Source organism: Gilliamella apicola, assembly GCF_000599985.1.
GTDB classification, from domain to species: Bacteria; Pseudomonadota; Gammaproteobacteria; order Enterobacterales; family Orbaceae; genus Gilliamella; species Gilliamella apicola.
The window spans coordinates 1,266,697-1,290,610 of sequence record NZ_CP007445.1; the positions used below are offsets into that span (position 1 = coordinate 1,266,697).

At 30.7% G+C, this 23,914-nt stretch carries 34 protein-coding genes and 3 pseudogenes; 35 read left to right on the plus strand and 2 right to left on the minus strand.

What is annotated here, in order from left to right; translation table 11 throughout:
* Window positions 1-35: 35 nt before the first annotated feature.
* A pseudogene (locus GAPWK_RS15660) lies at window positions 36-407 on the plus strand (RHS repeat domain-containing protein); the annotation flags it as partial.
* A 332-nt stretch (window positions 408-739) separates the two neighbouring features.
* Window positions 740-1,048 (plus strand): hypothetical protein, encoded by a 309-nt coding sequence (locus tag GAPWK_RS05835; RefSeq protein WP_025315317.1) that lies wholly within the window; start codon window positions 740-742, stop codon window positions 1,046-1,048.
* 49 nt (window positions 1,049-1,097) lie between these two features.
* On the opposite strand, the gene GAPWK_RS14755 is transcribed toward GAPWK_RS05835, so the two are convergent.
* Window positions 1,098-1,238, minus strand: coding sequence for a hypothetical protein (locus tag GAPWK_RS14755; RefSeq protein ID WP_179189189.1), 141 nt, complete (start codon window positions 1,236-1,238; stop codon window positions 1,098-1,100).
* 413 nt (window positions 1,239-1,651) lie between these two features.
* Here GAPWK_RS14755 and GAPWK_RS05840 point away from each other — a divergent pair, with 413 nt between their 5' ends.
* The 7 genes and pseudogenes from GAPWK_RS05840 (at window position 1,652) to GAPWK_RS05865 (ending at window position 4,624) form a co-directional block, all read left to right on the plus strand.
* Window positions 1,652-2,032: a hypothetical protein gene (locus GAPWK_RS05840; protein ID WP_148296398.1), complete on the plus strand. Its 381-nt coding sequence runs from the start codon at window positions 1,652-1,654 to the stop codon at window positions 2,030-2,032.
* Between the two features lie 234 nt (window positions 2,033-2,266).
* A pseudogene (locus tag GAPWK_RS14535) lies at window positions 2,267-2,422 on the plus strand (RHS repeat-associated core domain-containing protein); the annotation flags it as partial.
* A 57-nt stretch (window positions 2,423-2,479) separates the two neighbouring features.
* The gene (locus tag GAPWK_RS05845; RefSeq protein ID WP_025315319.1) at window positions 2,480-2,746 is read left to right on the plus strand and encodes a hypothetical protein; all 267 of its coding nucleotides are present in this window, start codon (window positions 2,480-2,482) and stop codon (window positions 2,744-2,746) included.
* 93 nt (window positions 2,747-2,839) lie between these two features.
* Window positions 2,840-3,148: a hypothetical protein gene (locus GAPWK_RS05850; protein WP_025315320.1), complete on the plus strand. Its 309-nt coding sequence runs from the start codon at window positions 2,840-2,842 to the stop codon at window positions 3,146-3,148.
* 303 nt (window positions 3,149-3,451) lie between these two features.
* A pseudogene (locus tag GAPWK_RS15555) lies at window positions 3,452-4,005 on the plus strand (RHS repeat domain-containing protein); the annotation flags it as partial.
* A 72-nt stretch (window positions 4,006-4,077) separates the two neighbouring features.
* Window positions 4,078-4,302 carry a hypothetical protein gene (locus GAPWK_RS05860; RefSeq protein ID WP_038517269.1) on the plus strand — a complete coding sequence of 75 codons (225 nt, stop codon included), beginning with the start codon at window positions 4,078-4,080 and terminating at the stop codon, window positions 4,300-4,302.
* A 1-nt stretch (window position 4,303) separates the two neighbouring features.
* Complete coding sequence (locus GAPWK_RS05865; protein WP_025315323.1) at window positions 4,304-4,624, plus strand: hypothetical protein; 321 nt, start codon at window positions 4,304-4,306, stop codon at window positions 4,622-4,624.
* Between the two features lie 51 nt (window positions 4,625-4,675).
* Here GAPWK_RS05865 and GAPWK_RS05870 read toward each other — a convergent pair whose 3' ends face one another.
* The gene (locus GAPWK_RS05870) at window positions 4,676-5,101 is read right to left on the minus strand and encodes a SymE family type I addiction module toxin (RefSeq protein ID WP_202961697.1); all 426 of its coding nucleotides are present in this window, start codon (window positions 5,099-5,101) and stop codon (window positions 4,676-4,678) included.
* Window positions 5,102-6,144: 1,043 nt separating this feature from the next.
* On the opposite strand from GAPWK_RS05870, the gene GAPWK_RS05885 reads away from it, so the two are divergent.
* The 26 genes from GAPWK_RS05885 (at window position 6,145) to GAPWK_RS15000 (ending at window position 23,873) form a co-directional block, all read left to right on the plus strand.
* Window positions 6,145-7,226, plus strand: a protein-coding gene (locus tag GAPWK_RS05885) for an IS3 family transposase (protein ID WP_407919837.1) whose coding sequence is annotated in 2 segments (ribosomal slippage) — window positions 6,145-6,400 and window positions 6,400-7,226 — 1,083 coding nt in all. Because the reading frame shifts where the segments join, the coding sequence is not laid out codon by codon here.
* A gap of 631 nt (window positions 7,227-7,857) precedes the next feature.
* Window positions 7,858-8,019 (plus strand): hypothetical protein, encoded by a 162-nt coding sequence (locus tag GAPWK_RS14860; RefSeq protein WP_158413580.1) that lies wholly within the window; start codon window positions 7,858-7,860, stop codon window positions 8,017-8,019.
* An 11-nt stretch (window positions 8,020-8,030) separates the two neighbouring features.
* Window positions 8,031-8,405 (plus strand): hypothetical protein, encoded by a 375-nt coding sequence (locus GAPWK_RS14180; RefSeq protein ID WP_051516245.1) that lies wholly within the window; start codon window positions 8,031-8,033, stop codon window positions 8,403-8,405.
* Window positions 8,406-8,514: 109 nt separating this feature from the next.
* Window positions 8,515-8,652, plus strand: a complete 138-nt coding sequence (locus GAPWK_RS15220) for a hypothetical protein (protein WP_238551150.1) — start codon at window positions 8,515-8,517, stop codon at window positions 8,650-8,652.
* 367 nt (window positions 8,653-9,019) lie between these two features.
* On the plus strand, window positions 9,020-9,214 hold the full coding sequence (locus GAPWK_RS15080) for an RHS repeat-associated core domain-containing protein (RefSeq protein ID WP_025315331.1): 195 nt from the start codon (window positions 9,020-9,022) through the stop codon (window positions 9,212-9,214).
* Window positions 9,215-9,255: 41 nt separating this feature from the next.
* A complete protein-coding gene (locus GAPWK_RS15085) occupies window positions 9,256-9,501 on the plus strand; it encodes an HNH endonuclease family protein (protein ID WP_025315332.1) in 246 nt (81 codons plus the stop codon).
* A gap of 39 nt (window positions 9,502-9,540) precedes the next feature.
* A complete protein-coding gene (locus GAPWK_RS05900; protein WP_025315333.1) occupies window positions 9,541-10,026 on the plus strand; it encodes an SMI1/KNR4 family protein in 486 nt (161 codons plus the stop codon).
* Between the two features lie 739 nt (window positions 10,027-10,765).
* Window positions 10,766-11,017, plus strand: a complete 252-nt coding sequence (locus tag GAPWK_RS05905) for a hypothetical protein (protein WP_143421262.1) — start codon at window positions 10,766-10,768, stop codon at window positions 11,015-11,017.
* 274 nt (window positions 11,018-11,291) lie between these two features.
* Window positions 11,292-11,507: an RHS repeat-associated core domain-containing protein gene (locus GAPWK_RS15560; protein WP_080692443.1), complete on the plus strand. Its 216-nt coding sequence runs from the start codon at window positions 11,292-11,294 to the stop codon at window positions 11,505-11,507.
* A gap of 86 nt (window positions 11,508-11,593) precedes the next feature.
* Window positions 11,594-12,181: an Imm50 family immunity protein gene (locus GAPWK_RS15090; protein ID WP_238551158.1), complete on the plus strand. Its 588-nt coding sequence runs from the start codon at window positions 11,594-11,596 to the stop codon at window positions 12,179-12,181.
* Window positions 12,182-12,251: 70 nt separating this feature from the next.
* Window positions 12,252-12,407, plus strand: coding sequence for a hypothetical protein (locus GAPWK_RS14865; protein ID WP_158413581.1), 156 nt, complete (start codon window positions 12,252-12,254; stop codon window positions 12,405-12,407).
* Between the two features lie 11 nt (window positions 12,408-12,418).
* Window positions 12,419-12,898 carry a pentapeptide repeat-containing protein gene (locus tag GAPWK_RS05915; protein ID WP_025315336.1) on the plus strand — a complete coding sequence of 160 codons (480 nt, stop codon included), beginning with the start codon at window positions 12,419-12,421 and terminating at the stop codon, window positions 12,896-12,898.
* 327 nt (window positions 12,899-13,225) lie between these two features.
* A complete protein-coding gene (locus tag GAPWK_RS14770; RefSeq protein ID WP_086317527.1) occupies window positions 13,226-13,441 on the plus strand; it encodes a hypothetical protein in 216 nt (71 codons plus the stop codon).
* Window positions 13,442-13,495: 54 nt separating this feature from the next.
* The gene (locus GAPWK_RS05920) at window positions 13,496-14,107 is read left to right on the plus strand and encodes a hypothetical protein (RefSeq protein WP_025315337.1); all 612 of its coding nucleotides are present in this window, start codon (window positions 13,496-13,498) and stop codon (window positions 14,105-14,107) included.
* A 777-nt stretch (window positions 14,108-14,884) separates the two neighbouring features.
* The gene (locus tag GAPWK_RS05925; protein WP_025315338.1) at window positions 14,885-15,397 is read left to right on the plus strand and encodes a hypothetical protein; all 513 of its coding nucleotides are present in this window, start codon (window positions 14,885-14,887) and stop codon (window positions 15,395-15,397) included.
* Window positions 15,398-15,667: 270 nt separating this feature from the next.
* Window positions 15,668-16,189, plus strand: a complete 522-nt coding sequence (locus GAPWK_RS05930) for a hypothetical protein (protein ID WP_025315339.1) — start codon at window positions 15,668-15,670, stop codon at window positions 16,187-16,189.
* 15 nt (window positions 16,190-16,204) lie between these two features.
* Complete coding sequence (locus tag GAPWK_RS05935; protein WP_025315340.1) at window positions 16,205-16,708, plus strand: hypothetical protein; 504 nt, start codon at window positions 16,205-16,207, stop codon at window positions 16,706-16,708.
* A gap of 295 nt (window positions 16,709-17,003) precedes the next feature.
* On the plus strand, window positions 17,004-17,507 hold the full coding sequence (locus GAPWK_RS05940; protein WP_025315341.1) for a hypothetical protein: 504 nt from the start codon (window positions 17,004-17,006) through the stop codon (window positions 17,505-17,507).
* A gap of 15 nt (window positions 17,508-17,522) precedes the next feature.
* On the plus strand, window positions 17,523-18,026 hold the full coding sequence (locus tag GAPWK_RS05945) for a hypothetical protein (RefSeq protein WP_025315342.1): 504 nt from the start codon (window positions 17,523-17,525) through the stop codon (window positions 18,024-18,026).
* Window positions 18,027-18,174: 148 nt separating this feature from the next.
* The gene (locus GAPWK_RS05950) at window positions 18,175-18,444 is read left to right on the plus strand and encodes a hypothetical protein (protein WP_025315343.1); all 270 of its coding nucleotides are present in this window, start codon (window positions 18,175-18,177) and stop codon (window positions 18,442-18,444) included.
* Window positions 18,445-18,846: 402 nt separating this feature from the next.
* Window positions 18,847-19,140 carry a hypothetical protein gene (locus GAPWK_RS05955; RefSeq protein ID WP_025315344.1) on the plus strand — a complete coding sequence of 98 codons (294 nt, stop codon included), beginning with the start codon at window positions 18,847-18,849 and terminating at the stop codon, window positions 19,138-19,140.
* Window positions 19,141-19,968: 828 nt separating this feature from the next.
* On the plus strand, window positions 19,969-20,505 hold the full coding sequence (locus GAPWK_RS05960) for an Imm15 family immunity protein (RefSeq protein WP_025315345.1): 537 nt from the start codon (window positions 19,969-19,971) through the stop codon (window positions 20,503-20,505).
* Window positions 20,506-21,213: 708 nt separating this feature from the next.
* Window positions 21,214-21,681, plus strand: a complete 468-nt coding sequence (locus tag GAPWK_RS05965; RefSeq protein WP_025315346.1) for a hypothetical protein — start codon at window positions 21,214-21,216, stop codon at window positions 21,679-21,681.
* 86 nt (window positions 21,682-21,767) lie between these two features.
* Entirely contained in the window at window positions 21,768-22,199 is a 432-nt protein-coding gene (locus tag GAPWK_RS05970; protein ID WP_025315347.1) for a hypothetical protein, read from the plus strand.
* Window positions 22,200-22,330: 131 nt separating this feature from the next.
* On the plus strand, window positions 22,331-22,453 hold the full coding sequence (locus GAPWK_RS15320) for a hypothetical protein (RefSeq protein WP_269147121.1): 123 nt from the start codon (window positions 22,331-22,333) through the stop codon (window positions 22,451-22,453).
* Window positions 22,454-22,664: 211 nt separating this feature from the next.
* Window positions 22,665-23,873 (plus strand): SMI1/KNR4 family protein, encoded by a 1,209-nt coding sequence (locus GAPWK_RS15000; RefSeq protein WP_025315348.1) that lies wholly within the window; start codon window positions 22,665-22,667, stop codon window positions 23,871-23,873.
* Window positions 23,874-23,914: the final 41 nt, after the last annotated feature.

Here is a 23,914-nt window from a genome sequence, read left to right on the forward strand (position 1 = left end):
AAATAGACCGCGAAGGCAAACCTTACAACCGTACCCGCTTCCTGTGGGACGGGTTAAGAATGATTCAGGAAACCGGCCCGAATCATCCTACCAGCTTGTATATCTATACCGACCTGAACGGCTGTCCGGAAGAGCTGACCGACGAAAACGGTAAAATACTCTGGGAATGCAGCTTTCAGTTATGGGGAAAGCGGATTCATGAAATCGAACACGAATCGGTAGAACAAAACCTCAGATATCAGGGACAATATTTAGACAGAGAAACCGGCTTACATTACAATACTTTCAGGTACTATGATCCGGATATAGGTAGATTTACCCAGCCAGACCCGATTGGGCTGCTGGGTGGCTTGAATCTGTATCAGTATGCGCCTAATGGGTTGACTTGGATTGATCCACTTGGTTTAATGCTTTTATATAGAGGTATGAATCTTGCAGAATACGATGAATTAATGAAAACTGGAAAGTGGACATCACCTCCAAGCACCTTAGAAGGAAAATGGTTTGCTGAGTCCTATAAAGATGCTGTTACATGGGGTGAAAAAATGGGACATGGTGGTGATTTCCGTGTCGTTCAGGTTAGCGTTCCTGATAATATAGCAGATGCAGCCTATAAAAATCCTCGATTAGATGGTATAAAAGCTAGATTTATTGATAATGTAGTCCTTAATAAGGCTAAAATAAAGCCTAAATGGAGTAAATATATACATCAACCAAAATGTTAACGAGGAGAAACAAAATGGAAAATTGCAGAGTTGATGTCAAAATTTATTGGACCCCTATACAACAAGGTGGAAAAAAAACTTTTCCCCTAAATATAAAATACTATGTTATTACCAAACCAATGGAAGGTAAAAATGGCGATATTTCATCTTGGTCATTAGTATTAAATGTTAAAAGTTACGAGCTAGTAGAATCCACTCAAAGAATAGGTTTAGGAGAAGCCTATTTTTTAATGGAAGATGCACCAAGCTTTTTACTTAAGAAAGGATTTATGATGAATATTTATGAAGGACCTAAACTAGTTGGTACAGTTGAAGTTCTATGACTATTTATACTTATGTGTACTAGCTCAAACTTAATCTGACAAATACTACCTACTCATCGGCATTCGTTCTAACACAATGACTGTCTGATGAGTAAAATAAATTCTCTAGCTGCTTTTCTTTAGCCAGTCCTTTTGTCTCTACCCAAGTTTGCCAAGGTGTCTTACCATAACAGTATTTCCCTGGACTCAATCTGTATCAGTATGCGCCCAATGCGCTAATTTGGGTGTATCCATATGGTTTAATTTGTATTATAAATTCAAATTTATATGTTACGGGCAATAAATCAAAGTCGAGAGCACCTTGAATTGATGAGTACAATTTAAATCCTGGACAAAAATCAGATTTATATTTAGACAAAAATGGATTAACTATACCAAATCAATGCGATGCTTTAACATTTAAAACTCCAGAACAATCACCATTAACTGGAAATTACCACAAACTCCCAGAAAGAACTACTTCACCTAATGGGTTAGCTGACAAATTTGATGCTCAAGATGTAGGTTGAACAATGTCAACTGGTCATGCAACAATATATCCCACTAAACCAATGAAGCCTCAAACTTTGGTTGAATTTTATAATTCCTTACCTTGGGAACATATTGGAAAAAATAAAATGTGTAAATCAAATGCAAATTCTTTTTGATGAATGTATAAAATTACAAGATAACTTATTAGATAATATATTTTTATTATCGAAATGTCCTAATCTAGTAACATTAATAGAAAAAAATTTAATAGGTGATATAAATGCATCTTTATTATATATTATCAAACAATTACCAGAAGAAATAAAAATTAGTTTACTACCAAATATTATAGAAATAATGAAAAACTTAGATGGAAAAACTAAGTTATGTCAAGATATCATTTTATCTATGAATAGAGAGTGGTTAAAAAAAAATATTTGGTCATATTCTAAATATGTCTTCGATGATCAAGATTATCAAAGCTTTGGAATATTTATGTATGTATTTATTTAATTCTATAAGCGATGAGTTATCCCAAAAGCTTGCTATTCTAGCTTTAGAAAGTGATGATGAAGATGTTCGTGAGATAGGACAGATTTATTTCGATTTATCATCTAAAATATAATATTAATTAAGAATCGGATATCTCCTTTTTCTAATTGACAAAATTAATTAAATTGTAAATAGAGTAAGCTTCTAACTGTATGAAACAGGTACAGGAAAACAGACATATCCCGACCCAATAAAAATCTGGGTTATCAGGTACAGTATTTAGACAGAGAAACCGGACTGCACTACAATATTTTCAGATACTACTATCCGGATATAGGCCGCTTTACCCAGCCGGATCCGATTGGGTTGGCCGGTGGCTTTAATTTATATCAGTATGCGCCGAATGCGCTTATATAGATTGATCCATGGGGCTGGTGTAAATCTTCTAAAAAAGCTTCCAAAAAATATGTGTATAGCGAGTTAAATCCAAGTGATAGAATAAGAGTAGATTCGGGTTTAAGTATTCTACCTAAAGGAAAGAAAGGTACAATAGTAAACCATGTTAAAGGGAAAGATACAGGATATATATCAGTTACTGAAAATATATCTGAAACTAAGCAATATAGTTCAAATAACGGCTTAGCAAAAATAGATGTAACTAAAGCTACGCAAAATGGTGCAAAATATATACCTCATAAAAATGTTCAACAAATTGTAAATACAAAGGGATCTTAGACCGATAGAAAAAATGTTAAAAGTGCTAATGAGGGTTTATTTCAAGGATAAATACCCTACGAAGCAATTGAAATTATTAAATAGGAGTAATTTATGCCAGCGTTATCAGAATATGCAAATGTCTCAAATACAGTTTTTAATATTTTGGAAAAAAAAGGATATCAAATTTGGTATGATGATGAAGTAGATATGTATTGTGCCCAAAAAAATGGTTGGGATTTTATGGCGTATTCACCATGTGGTTTATTAGGTTTAGTCAATATCTATGAATTTAAAAAACCTGAAATTTATAAGGAATATTGGTGGAGAGATAATGAAAAAGATTTATTAGATAATCTGAGCAGAAAAAAGCCTAAATATATTTCTGTTATATATCAGAAAGAAAAGAAATCAAACAGTTAAATTTATCTCATAAGGCTAAAAGAGCTGAGAAACAGAAATATACCATTTTTTTAAAAATTTATTATAAAAAGTTTTGTTGTAGTGACCTGGATTTTTATCCTAAAACATGTTTGTTATTAATAAGTTACGTGATGATGTAATAAAAAAACAGGGTGAGACTTGATTAAAACTAAAGAGGTTTATAGTGCTTTTTTATTATTAAAGTAAAAAATTAAGGTCGAAAAGATTATATGATTCCTTCGACTACTTTTAAGCCATTAATTTAGTAAAAATTCAATAGAAGAACTAAACAACACACGTCGTTATGGCTACGTCTACGATGCCCTCGGCCGGCGGATTGAAAAACACCGGCTGGACTGAGACGGCAAACCGTGCTGCAACCGAACCACCTTCCTGTGGGACGGGCTGCAGATGATTCAGGAAAGCAGCGCAGACAAACGGCAGAGCCTGTATCTGTATACTGACGAAGGCAGCTATGAACCGCTGGCGCGGATAGACAGAAACGGTAATCAGGAAGAGCACATCTACTACTTCCATACCGACCTGAACGGCATGCTGGAGGAACTGACGGATGAAGGCAGTGAAATCGTCTGGGAATGCTCATACTAGCTGTGGGGCAAACCGATACAGGAGACTGCCCATACAGAGATACAACAGAACCTGAGGTATCAGGGACAGTATTCAGACAGAGAAACCGGACTGCACTACAATACTTTCAGATACTACGATCCGGATACAGGTCGTTTTACTATGCCGGATCCGATAGGGCTAAGGGTGGGTTAAATTTATATGCGTATGTACCGAATCCGCTGAAATATATAGACCCGCTTAGGTTATGTAAAACAGACATAAAGAACGATGGCCCATCATTACCTGCTTCAGCATGGTATAAAAATGCTCCTAATTAGGTCACACCCGGCACAAAAGAATTGGAGCATTTCAAATTCAATCCTAAAACAGATGAGTTAGAATATTTTACCGTCAGGTATGATCAATATGGTAGACAGATAGAACGAGTTGATTACACTAGTCATGGATATGGTAATCCATCAGCGCCAGACTATCATTCCAATCCTCATACACATAATTATGAATACGGTCCGGGATATAGTCCAAAAGGAAAAGAAACCAGAGTTAATATAGGTGGTAACTAGTATGAAACTTGATGAAATTAATAGAATAATTATAGAAAACAACGTATTGCATACAATGCATATGGATATTGAGCCTATTTCATTTAAATATAATCTACTGCTTTCATTAAGTGATGACGAAAATTCCAGAGATAAAGTATCTTTTTATTTTTATGATGTCAGCAGTGTCAAAATGAAAGATATAGGTGGTGGGTTAACGCAGTTTATGCATCTGAAAATATCAATTATTGATATTTTTAATGACCGTAACAAATATATAATAGAAGATATTGAAGATGAAAAACTATCATTCGAATTTAATGCTGTTGATTTTCTTGGATAAATAACGAATATAGCCGAGAAGATATTTTATTTCTTCCCGGCTTTTTATTATTTAAATCCCGCCTTCGCTCCTGCTACGCTTAATCACCGGAATATCCCCGGTATCGTTCAGTGCCCCCGGAAAGGTCTTCAGCCACGCTTTCAACTTCTTTTGATTAATATACGCCACGCTCATCCCTTCAATACAGCCAAAGAGTTCGCGGGTGTGCTGCGGTGTGATCACGATGCAGTCCCTCATTACCCGCACCTTGACGGGCATCCCGTTAATAAAAACCGCCTGCGTTATCCAGTCGCCATGTAAACGAAGCGAACCGCAGTCGATGTAAAAATAAAACTCGCAATGAGCCATCTGCGGGGACAGGAAAGCAGCGCAGACAAACGGCCGAGCCTGTATCTGTATACAGACCAGTACAGCTATGAACCGCTGGCGCGAATAGACAGAAACGGTAATCAGCAAGAGCACATCTACTACTTCCATACCGACCTGAACGGCATACCGGAATAACTGACGGATGAAGCCGGTGAAATCGTCTGGGAATGCTCATACCAGCTGTGGGGCAAACCGATACAGGAGATTGCTCATACAGAGATACAACAGAACCTGAGGTATCAGGGACAGTATTCAGGCAGAGAAACCAGACTGCACTACAATACTTTCCGACGGATTCAATTTTTTGCTTATCAACATGTATAACGACATTATAAAAATTGAACAAAAATTAACGGTGAGACAGCCCATTATATGGCGAGAATACATAAAAATGGTAAAATGACGTATGTTATAGCTTAATAAAATAAATGACTGATAATGAAATATATTTATAGTGATGATAAAGTTAAAGATGCTCATTGGGATTTTTGTGAAAAAAATCATGTTCCATTTATACAATTAAGTAATATTAATAAAGAATATATCAATATTTTTTTCGATATAACAAATTATAATATTTCTTTAGAAGAGATCTCTGATGACATAAAAAAATTATATTCAGCGTATATTGAATTTTGTATGTTGTCGGATACATTAATACATGATTTGTATGATCAATATTATTTTTTTAATTTAATCGTAAAAAGGGAGCATGCAAACTTTTTAGCAGAGAATTTGTATAATTATCTTTCGTTTAAATTGGGAAATTTATGAGCCAAAAATTCGATTTTTTATTTTTTTATGATTTAATTAATTCGTTTTTCAAGGTTTGATATTAATTAAATTGTAATTATTTTTTACAAACTAAATAAAACCTATGAACTAGTAATTACTCTGTATGTTATTAAAAAATAAACGTGTTATCTTCAATATAAGAAATACTAAAAATAACTAAAATACCCACATATCTAAATATCCAGCAAGTGATATGACTTTTGGTGAATACCAAAAATTACTTAATCAAATTGAATGGAATTGCCTTATAAATATTATGAAAGTTATTATTAATGAAAATGAAGTGTAACTATCCCCTAAAATAGTACATAAAAAAGTAGAAAATTCTCTATAATATTTTTAAGGAGAATTTCAATATGAAAAAATTATCGGAACACCAAATTGTCTCCATTTTAAAAGAAGCTGAAGTTGGTATCCCTATTAAAGAGCTTTGCCGTAAATATGGTATGGCCGTTTCTACTTTTTATAAATGGCGAGATAAATATGGCGGTATGCAATCATCGGACATTAAGCGGTTAAAACAGCTGGAAGCTGAAAATCGTAAACTTAAACAGATGTATGCTGAATTAAGTTTAACTTCTCAGCTCCAGCAAGAAATAATAAAAAAGCTATAGTGCCGACGGCAGTTCGTAAGAGTTGGGCACAAACACTACAGTCACAATACTGTATAACAATTAAAATGAGTTGCACTATTGTGAATTTAAGTCGCTGTGCTTACTACTATCAACCTAAATCGGCAGATGACACTATGATTATTTCATTACTTAAGTCAATAACAGACAAGCATTTACGTTGGGGATTTCCTAAGTGTTTTCATCGAATCAGGAAACTGGGATATACGTGGAATCATAAACGGATTTATCGAGTTTATTGTCAGTTAAAACTCAATATTCGTTCTAAACGCAATAAACGATTGCCCCAACGTTATCCAGAGCCATTATCAGTACCAAGTCGTTTGGGAGAATGTTGGTCAATGGATTTTATGAGTGATAGTTCTCAAAATCACCGCCGATTTAGAACCTTTAATGTTATTGATGACTTTAATCGAGAGGCATTAGGCATTGATATTGCGGTCAGTTTATCGGCAGGTAGAATTACCCGTTATTTAGACAGACTGGCTCAATATCACGGTTATCCATTAAAAATACGCGTTGATAATGGCACAGAATTTACCTCAAACAGATTTACAAGTTGGGCAAAATCACATGGAATAACCCTAGATTATATTAAACCAGGTAGTCCTTATCAAAACGGCTATATAGAACGATTTAACCGCACATATCGAACGGAGGTATTAGATCTGTATTTATTTAAAAATCTGGAACAAGTAAGAAAAATAACCGAAGAGTGGTTAGAAATGTATAACACAGAAAGACCGCATGAAGCATTAAATAATATGACACCAATTGAATATAGAAACATGAAGCAAATAGCATGATTTTCTACTTGATTTGTGTGCTAACAATGGGGTATTTACAGAAGCATTTGAGAAATTAAAAAAATTTTGATTTCTTGGAATGATGCTGATAGTGAAAAGTCCAAGAATTCGATGGATTATTTTATAGAACAATTAATATATTCTAAATGGGATAGAAATAGAATTTACAATTTTATATTTATATATGTAAGAAATAATTTATCTAATTTGGACTATGATATGATACCCGAAAAAGCTATTGATTATTTGAGTGATATAGAAACATCAATCATTGGATATTGCTGTCATTCTTGTTTCTTAAAGATTCCTGGTGAACCGTTAGATGAAAACGATCTAATAGCGTATGTTAGAGAAAACAAATGGAAAAATTGATAATAAATTATATTAAACTATATATTTTAAGCGTATTGCTTGATAAGTTGACAGGCTGCAAATGATTCAGGAAAGTGGCGCAGACAAACAGCAGAGCCTGTATCTGTATACAGACCTGCACAGTTATGAACCACTAGCGCAGTTCGTTATTCATCAAGAAAAAAACTAAAGAAGTAGCCACACACGCACATTATGGAAGGAAAAAATCAATACTACCTAAGCATCCACCTCATAATGCCTCTGATAGTGAATATAAGAAATGAAAAGCAAAGAAAGAACGTATCAGCAACAACAAAATTATAAAAAGCCAGAATTACATCCCTATTCTAAACATCCTGAACTGCATTTTTATGAAGGACAGAAACCAGATATAGATACCATCGGGAATAATAATATTCCAAATACGCATCATACTTTTTAATGAGAGTAATTATGAATCCTTTAAATTTTTTTATTGATAATTTTATTTCTAAAAACAGAAAAGAACGTTGGCAATATCTAGCAAATGGGAAATGGGAAAAATTCGCTGATAAAATCAAAGATCTTGATAAACATCTGAACAGTAATTGTGATAGAATTGAGAATAATGCCTTAGAGAAATTTAAAGAGATTATTAAGAAATATAATATCAAATCTGGATATTATTATGATTTTTATTCAAATAAATTAGAATTAAAAGTAGATGATTTTCATGATATCCATGATGATAGTCTTTTAATTTGCCCAGACAAAAAAATTGCTTTCTTTTTTCATCATGATGGATGGATATGGTTTTGCAAAATAACTGATAATTTAATTAATTTTTAAAATTTAGAAAGCTTGCTAAACCGCACTACATAGCCTTTACTCTTCTAAAATCTGATTCGCTGTAACAAGTTACTGTGCTTTAGAGGATATAAATACCAGTACGATGCTCATGGCAGCATCAGCAGCAAACAAACTGCCGGTAGCACTTAGTTACTACCACAACGATGCCGAACACTATCTCATCAAATTATGTATCGAAGAACTGGATTATACCCATCGTTATGGGGCTATGTTTTTGATTCATTAGGACGACGTTTTGAAAAACACCCGCTGGACAAAGACAGCCAACCTTATAACCGTACTCGCTTTATGTTTGATGGTTTAAGAATGATTGAGGGAATCAAACTGACCCAGCGCAAATCCTGTACCTGTATAGTGACACCAACAGCTATGAATCGCTGGCGCAAATAGACAGAAATGCTAATCAAGAACAGCACATCTACTACCTCCATACCTATGTAGACGGCATGCCGGAGGTGCTGAAGGATGAAGCTGGTGGAATCGTCAGGGAGTGCTCATACCAGCTGTGAGGCAAACCGATACAGGAAATTACTCATCCACTGATACAACAAAACCAGAGGTATCAGGGACAATATTTAGACAGAGAAACCGGAATGCATTACAATACTTTTAAGTACTACAATCCGGATATAGGCCGATTTACCCAGCCAGACCTGATAGAGCTACTTGGTGGTTTATATCCATATGTGCCAAATCCGTTAAGTTGGATTGATCCGCTAGGATTAGTTCTTACCTGTGTTGATTTTACGAGAAGTACTGATTTATTCCCAGGTAAAGGTAATCAGTAAAATATTGTTGAAATAACGATGCGAGGTTCTGGTTGGAGAGTTTGACTGAAGCGTTTAAACAAGCTGATATAACGAAAGCAGAATTTACAGATTATACATGGCATCATTTGGATGATTTTGATCCTATAACAGGTAAAACAGCTATAGAGTTAGTTGAAATTTCAGCTTATGAAGGTACTTTCCCTTATGCTGGATTGGTTTCTTTGTTTGAAAAACATTCAACCTGCTTTCTGGATCTTATGGAAGTTCATATGCTATTGCTATATCTCATACTAAAGTATGATTAGCTGGCCGTATTACAAAAGCGTTAAAAAGAGGTGTTCATAATGGATAATCCGTGCAAAGATTGCGAAAAAAATATTGTTCTTTCAGATATTAAATCTGTAGAGAAAGTTTTATCATATTGTTTTCCTGAGGAATTTATATTACATTATCTGTCCTTTAATGGTGGGATACCGTCCAGAGCTTGGTGGGAAAGCAATGATGATTTTGAACCATTAGAAATTGCTTTTTTGAAACCATTTAAATATAACAAATCAACTAATGATGACCCGAAATCTTTAATTGATGGTTGTTATCATGAGATGATCACAAAGAACGTGATTCCGATAAATATCATACCTTTTGGAAATGATTGGGGTGGTAATTATTTTTGTTTAGATAAGAATGATGGTAGTGTGATCTTTTATGCAACAGATTCATTTGATCCAAATCTTTCTATGGATAAAAATCATGTGTTAGTACAGAAAAAACTAGCTTCTTCCTTCAAAGAGTTTATGGACAAATTAGTTACCGAAGAGGATTTGGATTAGCTATTTAATTAATTTTAAGAGCCGGGCGAGAAATTGAATCTTCCTGGCTTTTTTATTATTTAATTCTCGTTCAGTAAACAAAACAAACCATGCCTTCCTTGATCTACTTAACCACTTAGCGATGATTTACTAACTCACATAATTGCTTTAGGTGAACAGTGGTAAAGAGTTGCTAACCTTATCTTCCGTGTTAAATGTCAGGTGGTTACACGCCTGAATAATCAAGTTGCTTATCTAGCTGAAATCATTTTCTGCTTTTTGTTAGATAAACAGTCTATTTTTGCAATAAGTTGCTACCACTTAGGCATCAGAAAGTGAGAAGAGATGCGGCAGGTAATAGTGTGTTTAAAAATATGATGGCATTTTAATCGTTCCAAAGCCTCGATTAAACTAAGAGTAGGATGCAATTTTAATCTGTATGTGACTAATAAACTCTCTTGAATTGACAGGTGGGGATTACTTTCTTTTCGTTGAGGTTTAAAGAAAGGGAGTAACAGCTAACTTTTATACCTAAACCTAACGAATAGTTAATTGATAAAGTTACTGGTAATGTAAAAACAACACATGATGTAGTGTTATTAGTAAATGCTTTGAGCCTCATAAAATAGATATGAGTACCGTTAGTGATATACTAAAAACACAGAGGCAATGATTTGAAAAATTTCTAAATTGTTTCTCTCAGCTAATGCCATTAGGTTGATTATATTAATGAACTAACAAAAATAAAGGTATATTAATGATGAATATTGTTTTTCCTGAATTTTATGATGAATTATTAGAAATGGAGTGTAAATCAAAGGGATGTGCGTTGAACTTTAATATCAACTTAAACGGAGTTAAGATGAAATTTAATTTTTATGACATTGTAAGATTTACTCAGGATGCTAAATCTGATCTTGAAGAATATGGTTTTTTTAGGGATGAAGATGCTGTCATTCTTCCTGAGGTTACTCGTGAGCAAATTTATAAATATTTAAGTACTCTAAGTTAAAAAAATAATCGGAAAGATCTTCCTTTGATTCTTCCGTCTATTTTTTCTACATTTACACCTAAATTTATTTAATAAACCATTTACGAAAGAAGTGAATAAAGTATTTAAAAAAGTATTATTAGATAAAAATTTTGATTATTTTGACAATTAAGATGGCAATTTAATAATTTAGGATAGTGAGTTAATTTGGTTGGGAGAATATGCTTTCTATGGGCAATTGAAACACCATCGCAACTGAGATTGGTGGTATAATTCAGATAAGAAAGAGCAAAAATTGCGCTTTGCGTGGCAATATTATAACCCAGAAACGGTTATACATAGTAACACGCTGCGTTATTATGATCCAAGTAGTGGTCGATTTATCCAACAAAACCCAATTGGTCTGGTGGAAATAAATCTTTACCAGTATGTGCTAATTTACTTACTTGGATTGATCCTTATGGACTGGGATTATGTAATGCGGAATTCAAATGATTTAATCAATAGATGATATTTATAAATCTAAATCTGGCTTTTATGGTGATCATAGAAATGTACGAATGACCAACTCAAAGAATAATCCAATATTTGACAAGAATGGAAATCAGATTTGGACAAGAGAAAATCAATTTACAAAAGCAGATGGAATTTAAATTGTTATTCAAGATTATTCTCCAGGGCACCAATAACACCGATGACTCAGATAATCAATGTCCGCATTTTAATATAAGACCTATTGAAAATATTCGAACAGGAACCGTGCCTGTAGATTTTATAATCATAAATTTTAAGGGCATTAATATGTATTGGAATGAACTTGATGGCAGCATTTTATTTAATAAGGTTTTTTCTAATCCTGTAAAGATAAATGAAATTGATATTTTTGATATAAGAATAGACCGCGAAGGAGCTACCGTAATAATAACTTTTGATCTAATTGACGAATTGCCAGACAATCCATTACCAAAGTGGATTAAGGGCTATAACAGATGTCGATGCGGTATTAATTGCGGATGTGTTAGTGCAATTAAAATAGAAGGCATATCAATCAATATGCCTGCTAAAATAAAAATAGATAAGAATGATCATTACAATGAAGTTTCAATTAACGGCTCTACGATTTATTTATATCTAAAATGTGCTCATATTCAATTTATGGGACCATCAGTATATATTAGTAACTAAAAAATAGCCGGAAAGATCTTCCTCTGCTCCTTCCGGCTATTTGCGCCTAAATTCATTTAATAAGCCATTTATGAAAGATGTGAATAAAATGCTTAAAAAAGTATTATTAGATAAAAATTTTGATTATTCTAGCAAAATACCTTCTACAACACTTGGGACACTTTCAGATTATAATCGTTCAAGGGGTAAACCTACATCTGAAATATTAATTGATACAGTTGATTAAGGAAATTATTAATGATCAAAATTAAATTTGAATCTGGTGAATCTAAGGAGTTTAATTTAACTACATTTGATGGTTCTGATCTAAGTAATTTAAAACTTCATACAGCTATATTTGAAGGATATTCTATGTGCAATGTAAATTTTAATTATACAGATTTACGTAATGTAAACTTTGCATATTGTAACTTAAATTACTCAAATTTTACGGATGCATCTTTAATAAATTGCAATTTAATGAATTGTTCACTAGTTAATGTAAATATGACTAGAAGCAAATTAATCGGGGCATTTTTATTAAATGCTGATTTGAAAAATGCTAATTTATTTGGTGCAGATTTGTTTGGCACAAATTTTAATTGTACTAATTTAAAAGGTGTGAATTTACAAACAGCAAGAATAGAAGAAGCTAGTTTTATAAATGCAGTTTATGATAAATATACTATATGGCCTGAATTTTTCATACCAGAAATCAATGGAGCTATTTTAGTATAAAAATAACTTAATATTCATTTCAAAATTAGTAAATTATATGATTCCAAAAGATAAAATATATAAATATATTCCTTTAATTAAGTTTAATGAATTATAGTAAATCTATAAAGTTTGACTCAAGACAGATGAACTAATAAATCTAGTAATTAAAGTTGTGATGAATTTTAAATAATCACTAAATTCCAATACTGGTTGCTTTTCACAGCCGGATCCGATTGGTCTGATGGGGGATTTAATTTTCATCAATATGCGCCTAATGCGCTTACTTGGACCTCTCCGAGAGGTTGGACATATCTTACTCTTAAAGTTAAAAGTTGAAGAAAGGACTTGAGTTATGTTAAAGACCATGCAAAAGTACCGAAATTATCGAAAGGAGACAAAAATATTTTTATCAATGATTTGAATCCTACTAATAGAAGTAAAAATTGGTTACAAATGAGATCTACTGGCGTAGAAAATTTAGGTAGAAAAAATCCTAAAAGTAAAAATTATTGGCTTGAACATCCGACCTCATCTTGGTGCAGGCTCTTCGGGCATACCTAAGCTTTATGAGTCAGGTCATATAGTAAAATCGAAAGGTGAGAAGAAAGTATTTACATGATAAGTAATGAGAAATTGATTGTATTCCCTGTTCCTAATTGGAATAGAATAATTAGTTCTGAACTTGATTCAATGGCATATTGTATATGCTATCAATACGGTATTGATTCAAATGGTTTTGGACCTTATGGATTTAATACCGAGCAAGCTGAAAAAATAATAAGTACTACATTTCCCAATTTGATGTTTTTAGAAAAAGACAATGAGGGTTTTATATCTTTAAAAGATACTAAAATTGTTCAACAGTTTGGCATCTATTTATATGGCAATTCTGTAAAATTAGAATCATTGAAAATTGAATTAAAAAATTATTATATTGAAAAAAAGAAAAATGAAATTAAATTTAAAAAATCTATGGTCCCAATATCTTTACCCACCGAGCCTTTGATTATGTCATTGTTGAATAAGCATCAAACTCAAAATGATACTATTAAAAAATTAGTAAATTCGAATATAGGTCTAATTTTTTGTCATCATTATATGCCTGAAGCAGGTTTAACATTAATAATGTTTGAAAGAAAAATCTTATTAGAATTAAAAAAAAATGCTACTTATTATAAAGTGAATTTCGTCGAACTGAGTTCGATTGATGAAATTAAAGCTTGGTAATATTGGACTTTATAATACTATTTTTATTATTAAACTATACTATCTATCGGATGGTATAAAAATAATAGAGTAAACTAGATCGCTCCAACCAAAAAAAATAATCTGTATCTTTAAACTAACACAAATTTGCCTTAATCCCTTCAGTTTGATTTGATCGTAGTAAACTACAGCTATCTATACGACAAGACTGACCAGCGCATAGAAAAACACTGGCAAGAACGTGACAGGAAACCATACAACTGTACCACTTTTCTGTGTGGTGTAAATGATTCAAGAAAGCAGCACAGACAAACGCCAGAGTCTGTATATGTATACCGATAAAGTTAGCTATGAACCGATGGTGTGACGAGACCGAACCGGCAATATCAACAAAAGCATATCTACTACTTCCATACTCACATGAATAGCATGCTGGGGGAGATGACAGATGAAGACAAATCGTCTGGGAATATTCATACCAGCTGTGGGTAAGCCGATACAGGAGATAGCCCATACAGATATACATCTGAACCAACAGTATCAATGGCAGTATATAGGCAGATAAACCAAGCTTTACTATAATACCTTGAGGTACTATGGTCTGGATACTGGTAACTTTACACCGCTTGATCCAATAGGAGCGGATCAATATATAGAAGACTTGCAGAATTATTGTTTTTCTTAAATTATAGAGATTTAAGAAAGAGGTTAGTGAAAGAACGTAAGGATAGTAAAGGTATAGTAAAAATCTATACTTATTTTATTGATGAATATAGTTTTTAATAGAATTGAGAAAAAATGACAACAAAACCTATTTGTTCTATAAAATGGAACTCTTTAAAAAAGGCTGACCATAAATTTATGATCAGCAAACATAACTTTAGAAAAACAGATGATTTTTTTAAGCAAATTTTATCGGCTCTTAATTATGAAAAAGGTATAGATCAACAGAGAATTGCATTAAAAATGATAAGAGATGAGCATTTTAGTGACTCAGAACTTGAAATATTAATACCTATAATCATTAATATAGCTGTAGATGGTAATATAGATAACTTGCCTTCTGCCAGAGAAGTCTTATTTAATAACGCTTTAAACAGTAATGATATTGTCAGGAAAAAATTGACATCCATGTTTGATGACTTTCTTAGTTCTGAAGACGACTGGATATATATGAGACTTTCAGAATTATTAATTTTCCTAAATTACAATGATTTAAGAAAGAGATTAATAGATAAATGTAAAAATAGTACTGATGAGAACATACTAGACGTCTATACTACTTTTCTTCAAGACTATGGCTGGCTTTAGCAAAACAAAGCTACAAAGGAGGAATTAAATTTTTATTCATTCTCTGTTATAGTCCAATAAACAGATATATTATTAATTTCATTAGCTCACTGTTTAACCTATGGTTACTTATATAGTTCTGCATTTTATTACAGTCTGACTATTTTCAAGGATTCAGATAATCAGTGATTCAAATAATAAAGTATTTTATGCAATACAAGATATACTAACAACTAAATTACAAGAGTTATTTGATTCTTTAAATAAGAAATACAATAGGAAAAAATAAACATGATAAAGGAATGTACTAATTCTAGAGAATGGATCTCTTTAGAAAAAGCTTGTGTAGAACTTATGGGTATTCAGTATCGCTTTAAAGAGACAAATGATTTAAAAGATTTGTTTGATCAACTTTTATTGGCTATTCATAATAATGATTTAGCTGAACAGGCAACAGTATTGAGACTTATTAGGGATGAGGCTTTTACAGCTTTAGAACTTGAAATATTAGCGCCGGTAATCATTAATATAGCTGTAAATAAAAATACTGATAACTCGATTCTTGCCAGAAAATGCTTAGTCAAAAAAGCTTTTAATCATGATCACATTATCAGAGAGAAATTGACATCTATGTTTGATGATTTTCTTCAGTCTGAGGATCAATATATATATAAAAGACTTGCAGAATTGCTGTTTTTTTTAGATTACAAAGATTTAAGAAAAAGATTAATGGAAAAATGTAAGGATAGTAAAGATAAAGATATAGAAATAGTAAATATCTATACTGAATTTACTGAAAAGTATGATTTTTAATAGAATTAAGAAAAAATGACAACAAAACCTATTTATTCTAGAGAATGGAACTCTGTTAGAGAAGCGGATCGTGAACTGATGCTTAGTAGACATAACTTTAGAAAAACAAGTGATTTTTTAGAGCAAATTTTATTGGCTTTAAATGATTTATCACAACAGCAACGTGCATTGGAATGGATAAGGGATGAGCATTTTAGTGACCCAGAACTTGAAATATTAATACCTATAATCATTGATATAGCTGTAGATGGTAATCAAGACCGTTTACCTTATGCCAGAGAAATCTTATTTAATAACGCTTTTAACAGTAATGATATTGTTAGGAAAAAACTGACATTCATGTTTGATGGCTTTCTTAGGTCTGAGGACGACTGGATATATATGAGACTTATGGAATTATTGTGTTTTTTAAATTACAATGATTTAAGAATGAGATTAATAGATAAATGTAAAAATAGTACTGATGAGAATATAGTAGATGTCTATACTAGTTTTATTCAAAACCGTGGCTGGCTTTAGTAAAACAAAGCTATCAAGGAGAAATTAAATTTTCACGGATTTTATCATTAAATCCCAATTTAGTCCTATAAACAGATATATTATTAATCTCATTAGCTCACTGTTTACCATAAGGTTGCTGATATAGTTCTGCATTTTATTACAGTCTGCCTATGCTCAATCATCCCAGTAATCAATGGCTCAGATCTCGCGGTATTATATGCAATATAAAATGCTAACAAATTAGTTCTAAAAATTATTTGATTTTTTACTCTTGAAATATGGTAGAAATAAAAAGAAATGGAAATAAGAAAAAATGACAATGAAACCTATTTATTCTAAAGAATGGATAACTGTAAATGAGGATGACACAAAAGTTAGGGTTAGTCAGTTTTACTTTAGAAAAACTAATGATTTATTTGAGCAAATTTTATTGGCCCTTAATGATGATGCAGCTGAACAGGCAACTGCATTGAGATTTCTAAGAAATGAGTGTCCTAGTGCCTCAGAACTTGAAGTATTAGCACCAGTAATCATTAATATGGCTGTAAATGAAAATACTGATAACTCGATTCTTGCCAGACAATGTTTAGTCAATAGCGCTTTTAATCAAAATCGCACTATCAGGAAGAAACTGACATCTATGTTTGATGATTTTCTTAAGTCTGATAATCAATATACATATAGAAGACTTGCAGAATTATTGTTTTTCTTAAATTATAGAGATTTAAGAAAAAGGTTAATGGAAAAATGTAAGAATAGTAAAGATAAAAATATAGTAAATATCTATACTGAATTTACTGAACAATATGATTTTTAATAGAATTAAGAAAAAATGACAACAAAACCTATTAATTCTAAAGAATGGAACTCTGTAATAGAAGCTGACCGTAGACTTGTGGCGAGCAAACATAACTTTAGAAAAACAAATAATTTTTTTGAGCAAATTTTATTAGCATTGAATGATCAAGAGCAACAGCAACTTGCATTAGAATGGATAAGGGATGAGCATTTTAGTGACTTAGAACTTGAAAGATTGATACCTATAATCATTGATATAGCTGTAGATGGTAATCAAGACCACTTGCCTTATGCCAGAGAAGTCTTATTTAATAACGCTTTTAACAGTAAAGATATTGTCAGAAAAAAACTAACATCCATGTTTGATGACTTTCTTAACTCTGAGGATGACTGGATATATATGAGGCTTTCAGAATTATTAATTTTTTTGAATTACAATGATTTAAGAAAGAGGTTGATAGATAAATGTAAAAATAGTGCTGATGAAAATATAGTAGATATCTATACTACTTTTCTTCAAGACTATGATTGGGTTTAGCAAAATTAGTTCATATTGAAATATATTGCTTATATTATTATGTTAATGATGTGGTTGGGAAACTTTTTGATATTGATGGTAAAGTTCTTAAAAGGAATTAACTGATGCATACCTGTTATCAGACACTAAATAAAGAAGAGTTTTAAATATGCATGATTGGACATTAGTAACTATGATTCTTGATTGGGAAGAAAGTAGTTTTTTGATTAAATTTCTTAATAATAAATCATGTTCTGTGGATATTATTTGCCAAGGTATTAAATTTATTAACATACCCAAATGGGATAAGTGGGGGGAAAGTATAAGCGTAAATACATTTAATCTTAAAGATGATACCACATTTAAAAAACTAGAAATAGAAATGCAATCAGGTGATGTTATAACTATAATTGCAAATGATATAGTGATGCCTAAATAATAAATTATAGTCGGTTAAATAGTTTAAAATTTATTTATTTCAATTGGTTAGCGTGTGAGGTTTTATTTGGAATTGATCATTGAAGATTGAAAAGTAATTTGGTTGATCTACTAAATGATGAGATACCTTAAAGTTTGTAAAATTAATGAAGGTACTAGCAAGAAAATATATTTCAGTTTCTGAAAATATGTTTGAAACTGCTGAATTTAGTTCAAACAAAAGACTGGTAAAAATAGATGTGACTAAAGTATGCAAAAATAGTTTAAAATATCAGAATGTTAAACAAGCTATAAATTGAAAGGATCTTTAATCGACAGGGAAACGTTAAAATAGCTAGTGAAGATCAATTTCAGTAAAAAATATTACATGATGCAATTAAAAATTATTAAATAGGAGTTATTTATGCCAACGCTATCAGAGTATTCAAATGTTTCAAATACTGCTTTTAATATTTTAGATAAAAAAGGATATCAAATTTGGTATGATGATGAAGTTGATTTGTATTGTGCCGAAAAAAATGGTTGGGATTTTATGGCTGACTCTCCATGTGCTTTATTAGGTTTAATTAGTATTTATGAATTTAAAAACCCTACAACTTGGGAAGAGTATTGGTGGAGAGATAATGAAAAAGATTTATCAGATAATTTAAGCAAAAAAAAACCTGAATATATTTCTGTTATGCGTCGCAATAAATAAAACAAACGAGTTAAGCTTATTTCCTCAGACTAAAGAATTGATATATTAAAATATACCATATGCATTTAAAAGTTTACTTATATTTTATGCAAAGATAAATTTGCCTCTACGATATAGTTGGTTTAATTCAGTCAGACGAGGTAAAAGATTTTTTTGATAACTCGGTTATTGTTCACTAAGGAGATTATGAATATTCATATAAAGATATAGTAGAAAATAACGATGAGGTGAGTTATATATTTTCTGAAAATTATTTTATTCCTAATCCATACGATTTTAAACCATATAAATGATGCTGTAAGCTGGTAAAAGATAAACCATATTTCGAATATTTAGATGAATATAATTAACGATTTGGTTTACAAAATAATATTTGATACTGATAGTTATAAACTCATTTTATTCTTAGTTTATTTAATTTAAAAAGTCGAAAAAAAATTAAATTTTATCGGCTTTTTATAATTGGTCACAGTTCAATCTATAAAACAAACACATCTTTAATACTATTAACCAATTGCTTAGTCGAATAAAATTATATTTTTGTTGCAGTAATCTCAATCTCAATTAGAATGCTCTAAGTGCGTTGATGAAGTGAATCTTTATGGATTACATAATACTTCACTTAAAAGTGCAAAAAATAAAGTTAATAAATAATAAAGTGTTAAATTGATAAAAGGGTAAGTTAACCTGATTAAAATGTATCAATTTTTCACATGAAAGAATGTTGATAATATCAATTCAGATGTAGCTGATATTGATAGAAATCTAAATCCTCTTAAAATACTCAAATGGTTTAAAGAACAAGATTGGTATCCAGTAATATTAAATATGAATAAGTTAGAAAAAGAAATGCAATTTCTTATAGAAAAAGAAGGTCTAGACGATCTTTCAGTGTTTTTTTCTGATTATGAAACATTTGAGGAAATTCCTTTATTTTCAAGATTTAAGCATATTTCATTTTTATCATCTCTTTCATTTAATGAAAAAAACAAAATTTTAATAAAGAAATGTATTGAACTAATCAATAAATGTAAATTGAATGCTAAAAATTATATTGATGATAAAAATATAAGTGACTATTTTATCTGTGTTAGTTTAACTGATTGGGAAAATTATGAGGATGTAAATTGTTTAACTCCAAATATATATATATCTCGTAAGAAAAATTGGCTTTTGTCACACTTAAAATTGAAGCATTCACAAACTATAGAAGAAAACCTTATTAGAGAATATCTGTGTTCCATTAAAGAACTTGATTATATAGTATTAATTTCAAGTGGTTTTGAAAACTATAAGAGAGTATATATTGTTCATAAATCAATTATTAATGAAGATATAGAATTAAATAAGAAATCAAATAAATAGAATAATAATTTTAATCAAACGGTTATAATAAATTTTCATTTGGACAGTAAGTACAAAAAAGATCTGATTGAATTCAAAATTGACAAAATCAATGAAATCTTAAAGGAATACTTATATCAACTGTGTGGAAAACTGATAAAGGAAATTATAGATACAAAGATACAATAGTATCTGAGATTTCAGTGACAGTTTTATACACAGAGAAACTGTACTTCAATAATTTAAGATACTATAATCCTGATGAAATTGGTTTTATCTTGCCAAACTCAATTGAATTGGTCAGCGGATTCTATCTCTATTAGTATGCATTTAATATGTTGATGTGAATTGATTCATTGAGATTAAAGCGTCTAGGAAAAATGCAATTATATAACTTTGATGATGTAGGTGTAAAAGGATCTCATATTAATATATTCAATGATAATAGGAAAATAGCGGATGCTTTATCAGATTTAGATAATTTCGGCAATTTAGTATGGTAACGATATGATGATCTGGGTGGAGTAAGTAAAAATCAATTAACCCAATAATTAACTTTTATAGAAAATTTAAAGGGTTACAAGAAATTATTGGACAAGCTAAAACTCAATTATATAATTTTGTTAAAGATATTTAAAAATATATTAAATGATTCTAAAAGTGAAAAAAAACTGACTGAACTAGCTACACGAGATATGGATAAATTTTCAAAAATGTTGGATAAAATTAATGGATTTAACTAATTTTCTTAAAACAGGAACGTATTTGAAATTAAAAGTTGGATTATCAGAAGAAAACATATATTCTTGTTTTAAAAAGAAAGATTTAAGTAAAAAATATTATTATAATAAACTTGATAAAAATGAAGGATTCTCTTATTTCTATGGTGATGGTGCACTTGAAATAATGGTGATTGATTCTAAAATATATTCGTTACAATTTGATCCAGCTCGTTATCCATATATCTTAACCTTATTTAATAATATAATAATATCCCACAAAACGAGTTTTGAACTCATTATAAAATATCTTGATATCGCTGATATAAAATGGTCTTTTTATCAAAGATATTGTCATAGTCGTGAACTCACAATTAAAACAGAAGAAAATATTTTCATTGGTTGTGTATACGATAAAGGTGATTATAAATTATCAAAGTTTCAAGTGTTTGAAGATCTCTACAATGGCTTTTTTTAATACATGTAGATGAACAGTATGTGACTATAAATAAAATGATTAACCAAATTGGTAATTTAACTATACAATAATATTGTGGAGAATTAATGGACTTAACTGATTTTCTTAAGACGGGAATGTATTTGGGGTTAAAAGTTGGATTAGCAGAAGAAGAGATTTATTCTTGTTTTAAAAAAAAAGATTTAGGAAAGAAACATTATTTTGACAAATTGAATAAAAATAGAGGTTTTTCTTATTTTTTAGATGCATTACAAATAAAAATCATTAATTCCAAGATATATTCATTAGGATTTGATTTAACTTGTTACCCTGTTTCGCTACTAAATAATATCATTATATATCCAGAAACAAGTTTTGAATGCATTCTAAATTACCTTGATATTGCTAATATAGAGTGGTCTGTTAATCAACAATATTGCTGTGATCGCGTAGCAACTATTCAAACAGAAGGAAATGTTTTAATTAGCTGTATTTATGATAAAGGAAACTATTGTTTATCAAAAGTTCAAACATTATGAATAAAATATATAATAAAATGTAAAAGAAATTTATATTTTCCCAATTTGTTATGATTTAAGTTCTATTTAATCTACTAAATAACTCACTTACTCCTTCCCTTAACCTCAGTTTGATTAAGTCTAGTAATGCTATGGTTATCTATACGATGCGCTCGTTTATTGAATCGAAAAAAATAACTTATACGAGAAGACTGGGCAATAACACCACCTTTGTGCCAAATGAGCAGCAAATTCCCGATGATGGTCTTTTTTAATTGAAAGTAATAGATTTTAAGTGCATGGATATGATGATATATATATCCTAAAGTACAATTAAACTAACTCGTCAATAATGCAGTTTGGCTTAACTGCTAGAAGCATTGGCTAGGAAGTTAAAAATATTTATAGAACTGATGGAATTAGTGAAAACTTAACAAATATCTTAATTTTTTCGATACTTTAGTAATTCAATAAGGATATTAACGTATGAATGAGAATGAAAATATACTTAATAATTTTTTGGAAAACAAACCAATTTATCTTGCTTATGAGGATGAACTTAAACTAATAGATATTATGATGAAGTTACCAATGGATTGGCTGATTAAAAATGAGGACGAATTTATTGAAGCATTAAATACCTTAGATATTTCTCATACATGCGGTTATGGATTTTTAAGTGTAGAAGAAAGTGATGATGTTATATTTGAGAATTTTTGTAACTGGCTAAGAGAAGTAGAGGAGAAAACGCATATATCGGTCATAGGATATATTGAGGATCTTTCACCGGAAGAATTGGAGTTAGATATTTACAGAAGAAGAAAAAAAATAAATAGCAATAAACCTGATGAGAATGAATATCAGTTTGACAACAGCACTGATCTAGAACTCAATTCATTAACCTCAGATAGAATAGAAAATCAAGCCTGTATTTTTGAATCATGTAACATTAAAGAAGATAAAATGATTCAATCAAAATATCCTGTGCCAAAAAACATTAATAAACTGATTTCACAACTAAAATTAAAAAGAAGACCTTACCAGTCTTATGTTAATTTTTTAAAACAATATAACGTAATTGATTTTTATGGATTAGATTATAGTTATTATATTGACCTTGAAGGGAAAAAATTGCCCCTGGAAGTGATTCTGGGATTCTCAGAAAAAGCAGGTGAAGATTTAATTGCTCTTAATGAGATGTGCTTAAACAGAATACCAAAGAACTATTTTGCAATAGTAAGATTAAATCATGGAAATTTACTTTGTTTGGGTTACAGTGGCAAAATTTATTATTGGGATCGTAAAATCAATGATTTACATTTTGATATGATGTTTAGATACGGGTATTTGGCTCAAAGTACATATTTAATGCCAGTAGCAGACTCATTTGACCAATTTTTATCCATGATTACTAGAACAAAAAATAAAGCTAATTATAATCAGAATGAAAATGAATTTAATCTACCGGATATTACTTTTCCGATAGAAGCATTAGAGCTTTGGGAAGAAAATCCTAAAAGGATTTTTAGAGTGTCAGAAGGAGATATACCGATTTATATAGAAAAATTGGAAGCATCTGAAAGAGGGCGTGCAATAATAGGAAAATTTAAAACATTGACACTTACTGAAGAACAGCAGGAAGTAGTAGCAAGATTAAAAGAAGAAGGACTGTTGGCAGACGGCATTTTTGAATGAAAAGTTAAATTTTAATTACCATAAGAACAATAAGAAGTGAT

What these genes read in the sequence shown, in the direction of transcription:
- GAPWK_RS05835 (WP_025315317.1), top strand. Translation starts at nt 740, where the DNA reads ATGGAAAATTGCAGAGTTGATGTCAAAATTTATTGGACCCCTATACAA.
- GAPWK_RS05850 (WP_025315320.1), top strand. Translation starts at nt 2,840, where the DNA reads ATGCCAGCGTTATCAGAATATGCAAATGTCTCAAATACAGTTTTTAAT.
- GAPWK_RS05865 (WP_025315323.1), top strand. Translation starts at nt 4,304, where the DNA reads ATGAAACTTGATGAAATTAATAGAATAATTATAGAAAACAACGTATTG.
- GAPWK_RS05870 (WP_202961697.1), bottom strand. Translation starts at nt 5,101, where the DNA reads ATGGAAGTAGTAGATGTGCTCTTGCTGATTACCGTTTCTGTCTATTCG.
- GAPWK_RS14860 (WP_158413580.1), top strand. Translation starts at nt 7,858, where the DNA reads ATGAAAAGCAAAGAAAGAACGTATCAGCAACAACAAAATTATAAAAAG.
- GAPWK_RS14180 (WP_051516245.1), top strand. Translation starts at nt 8,031, where the DNA reads ATGAATCCTTTAAATTTTTTTATTGATAATTTTATTTCTAAAAACAGA.
- GAPWK_RS15220 (WP_238551150.1), top strand. Translation starts at nt 8,515, where the DNA reads ATGGCAGCATCAGCAGCAAACAAACTGCCGGTAGCACTTAGTTACTAC.
- GAPWK_RS15080 (WP_025315331.1), top strand. Translation starts at nt 9,020, where the DNA reads ATGCATTACAATACTTTTAAGTACTACAATCCGGATATAGGCCGATTT.
- GAPWK_RS05900 (WP_025315333.1), top strand. Translation starts at nt 9,541, where the DNA reads ATGGATAATCCGTGCAAAGATTGCGAAAAAAATATTGTTCTTTCAGAT.
- GAPWK_RS05905 (WP_143421262.1), top strand. Translation starts at nt 10,766, where the DNA reads ATGAATATTGTTTTTCCTGAATTTTATGATGAATTATTAGAAATGGAG.
- GAPWK_RS15090 (WP_238551158.1), top strand. Translation starts at nt 11,594, where the DNA reads ATGGAAATCAGATTTGGACAAGAGAAAATCAATTTACAAAAGCAGATG.
- GAPWK_RS14865 (WP_158413581.1), top strand. Translation starts at nt 12,252, where the DNA reads ATGAAAGATGTGAATAAAATGCTTAAAAAAGTATTATTAGATAAAAAT.
- GAPWK_RS05915 (WP_025315336.1), top strand. Translation starts at nt 12,419, where the DNA reads ATGATCAAAATTAAATTTGAATCTGGTGAATCTAAGGAGTTTAATTTA.
- GAPWK_RS05920 (WP_025315337.1), top strand. Translation starts at nt 13,496, where the DNA reads ATGATAAGTAATGAGAAATTGATTGTATTCCCTGTTCCTAATTGGAAT.
- GAPWK_RS05925 (WP_025315338.1), top strand. Translation starts at nt 14,885, where the DNA reads ATGACAACAAAACCTATTTGTTCTATAAAATGGAACTCTTTAAAAAAG.
- GAPWK_RS05930 (WP_025315339.1), top strand. Translation starts at nt 15,668, where the DNA reads ATGATAAAGGAATGTACTAATTCTAGAGAATGGATCTCTTTAGAAAAA.
- GAPWK_RS05935 (WP_025315340.1), top strand. Translation starts at nt 16,205, where the DNA reads ATGACAACAAAACCTATTTATTCTAGAGAATGGAACTCTGTTAGAGAA.
- GAPWK_RS05940 (WP_025315341.1), top strand. Translation starts at nt 17,004, where the DNA reads ATGACAATGAAACCTATTTATTCTAAAGAATGGATAACTGTAAATGAG.
- GAPWK_RS05945 (WP_025315342.1), top strand. Translation starts at nt 17,523, where the DNA reads ATGACAACAAAACCTATTAATTCTAAAGAATGGAACTCTGTAATAGAA.
- GAPWK_RS05950 (WP_025315343.1), top strand. Translation starts at nt 18,175, where the DNA reads ATGCATGATTGGACATTAGTAACTATGATTCTTGATTGGGAAGAAAGT.
- GAPWK_RS05955 (WP_025315344.1), top strand. Translation starts at nt 18,847, where the DNA reads ATGCCAACGCTATCAGAGTATTCAAATGTTTCAAATACTGCTTTTAAT.
- GAPWK_RS05960 (WP_025315345.1), top strand. Translation starts at nt 19,969, where the DNA reads ATGAATAAGTTAGAAAAAGAAATGCAATTTCTTATAGAAAAAGAAGGT.
- GAPWK_RS05965 (WP_025315346.1), top strand. Translation starts at nt 21,214, where the DNA reads ATGGATTTAACTAATTTTCTTAAAACAGGAACGTATTTGAAATTAAAA.
- GAPWK_RS05970 (WP_025315347.1), top strand. Translation starts at nt 21,768, where the DNA reads ATGGACTTAACTGATTTTCTTAAGACGGGAATGTATTTGGGGTTAAAA.
- GAPWK_RS15320 (WP_269147121.1), top strand. Translation starts at nt 22,331, where the DNA reads ATGGTTATCTATACGATGCGCTCGTTTATTGAATCGAAAAAAATAACT.
- GAPWK_RS15000 (WP_025315348.1), top strand. Translation starts at nt 22,665, where the DNA reads ATGAATGAGAATGAAAATATACTTAATAATTTTTTGGAAAACAAACCA.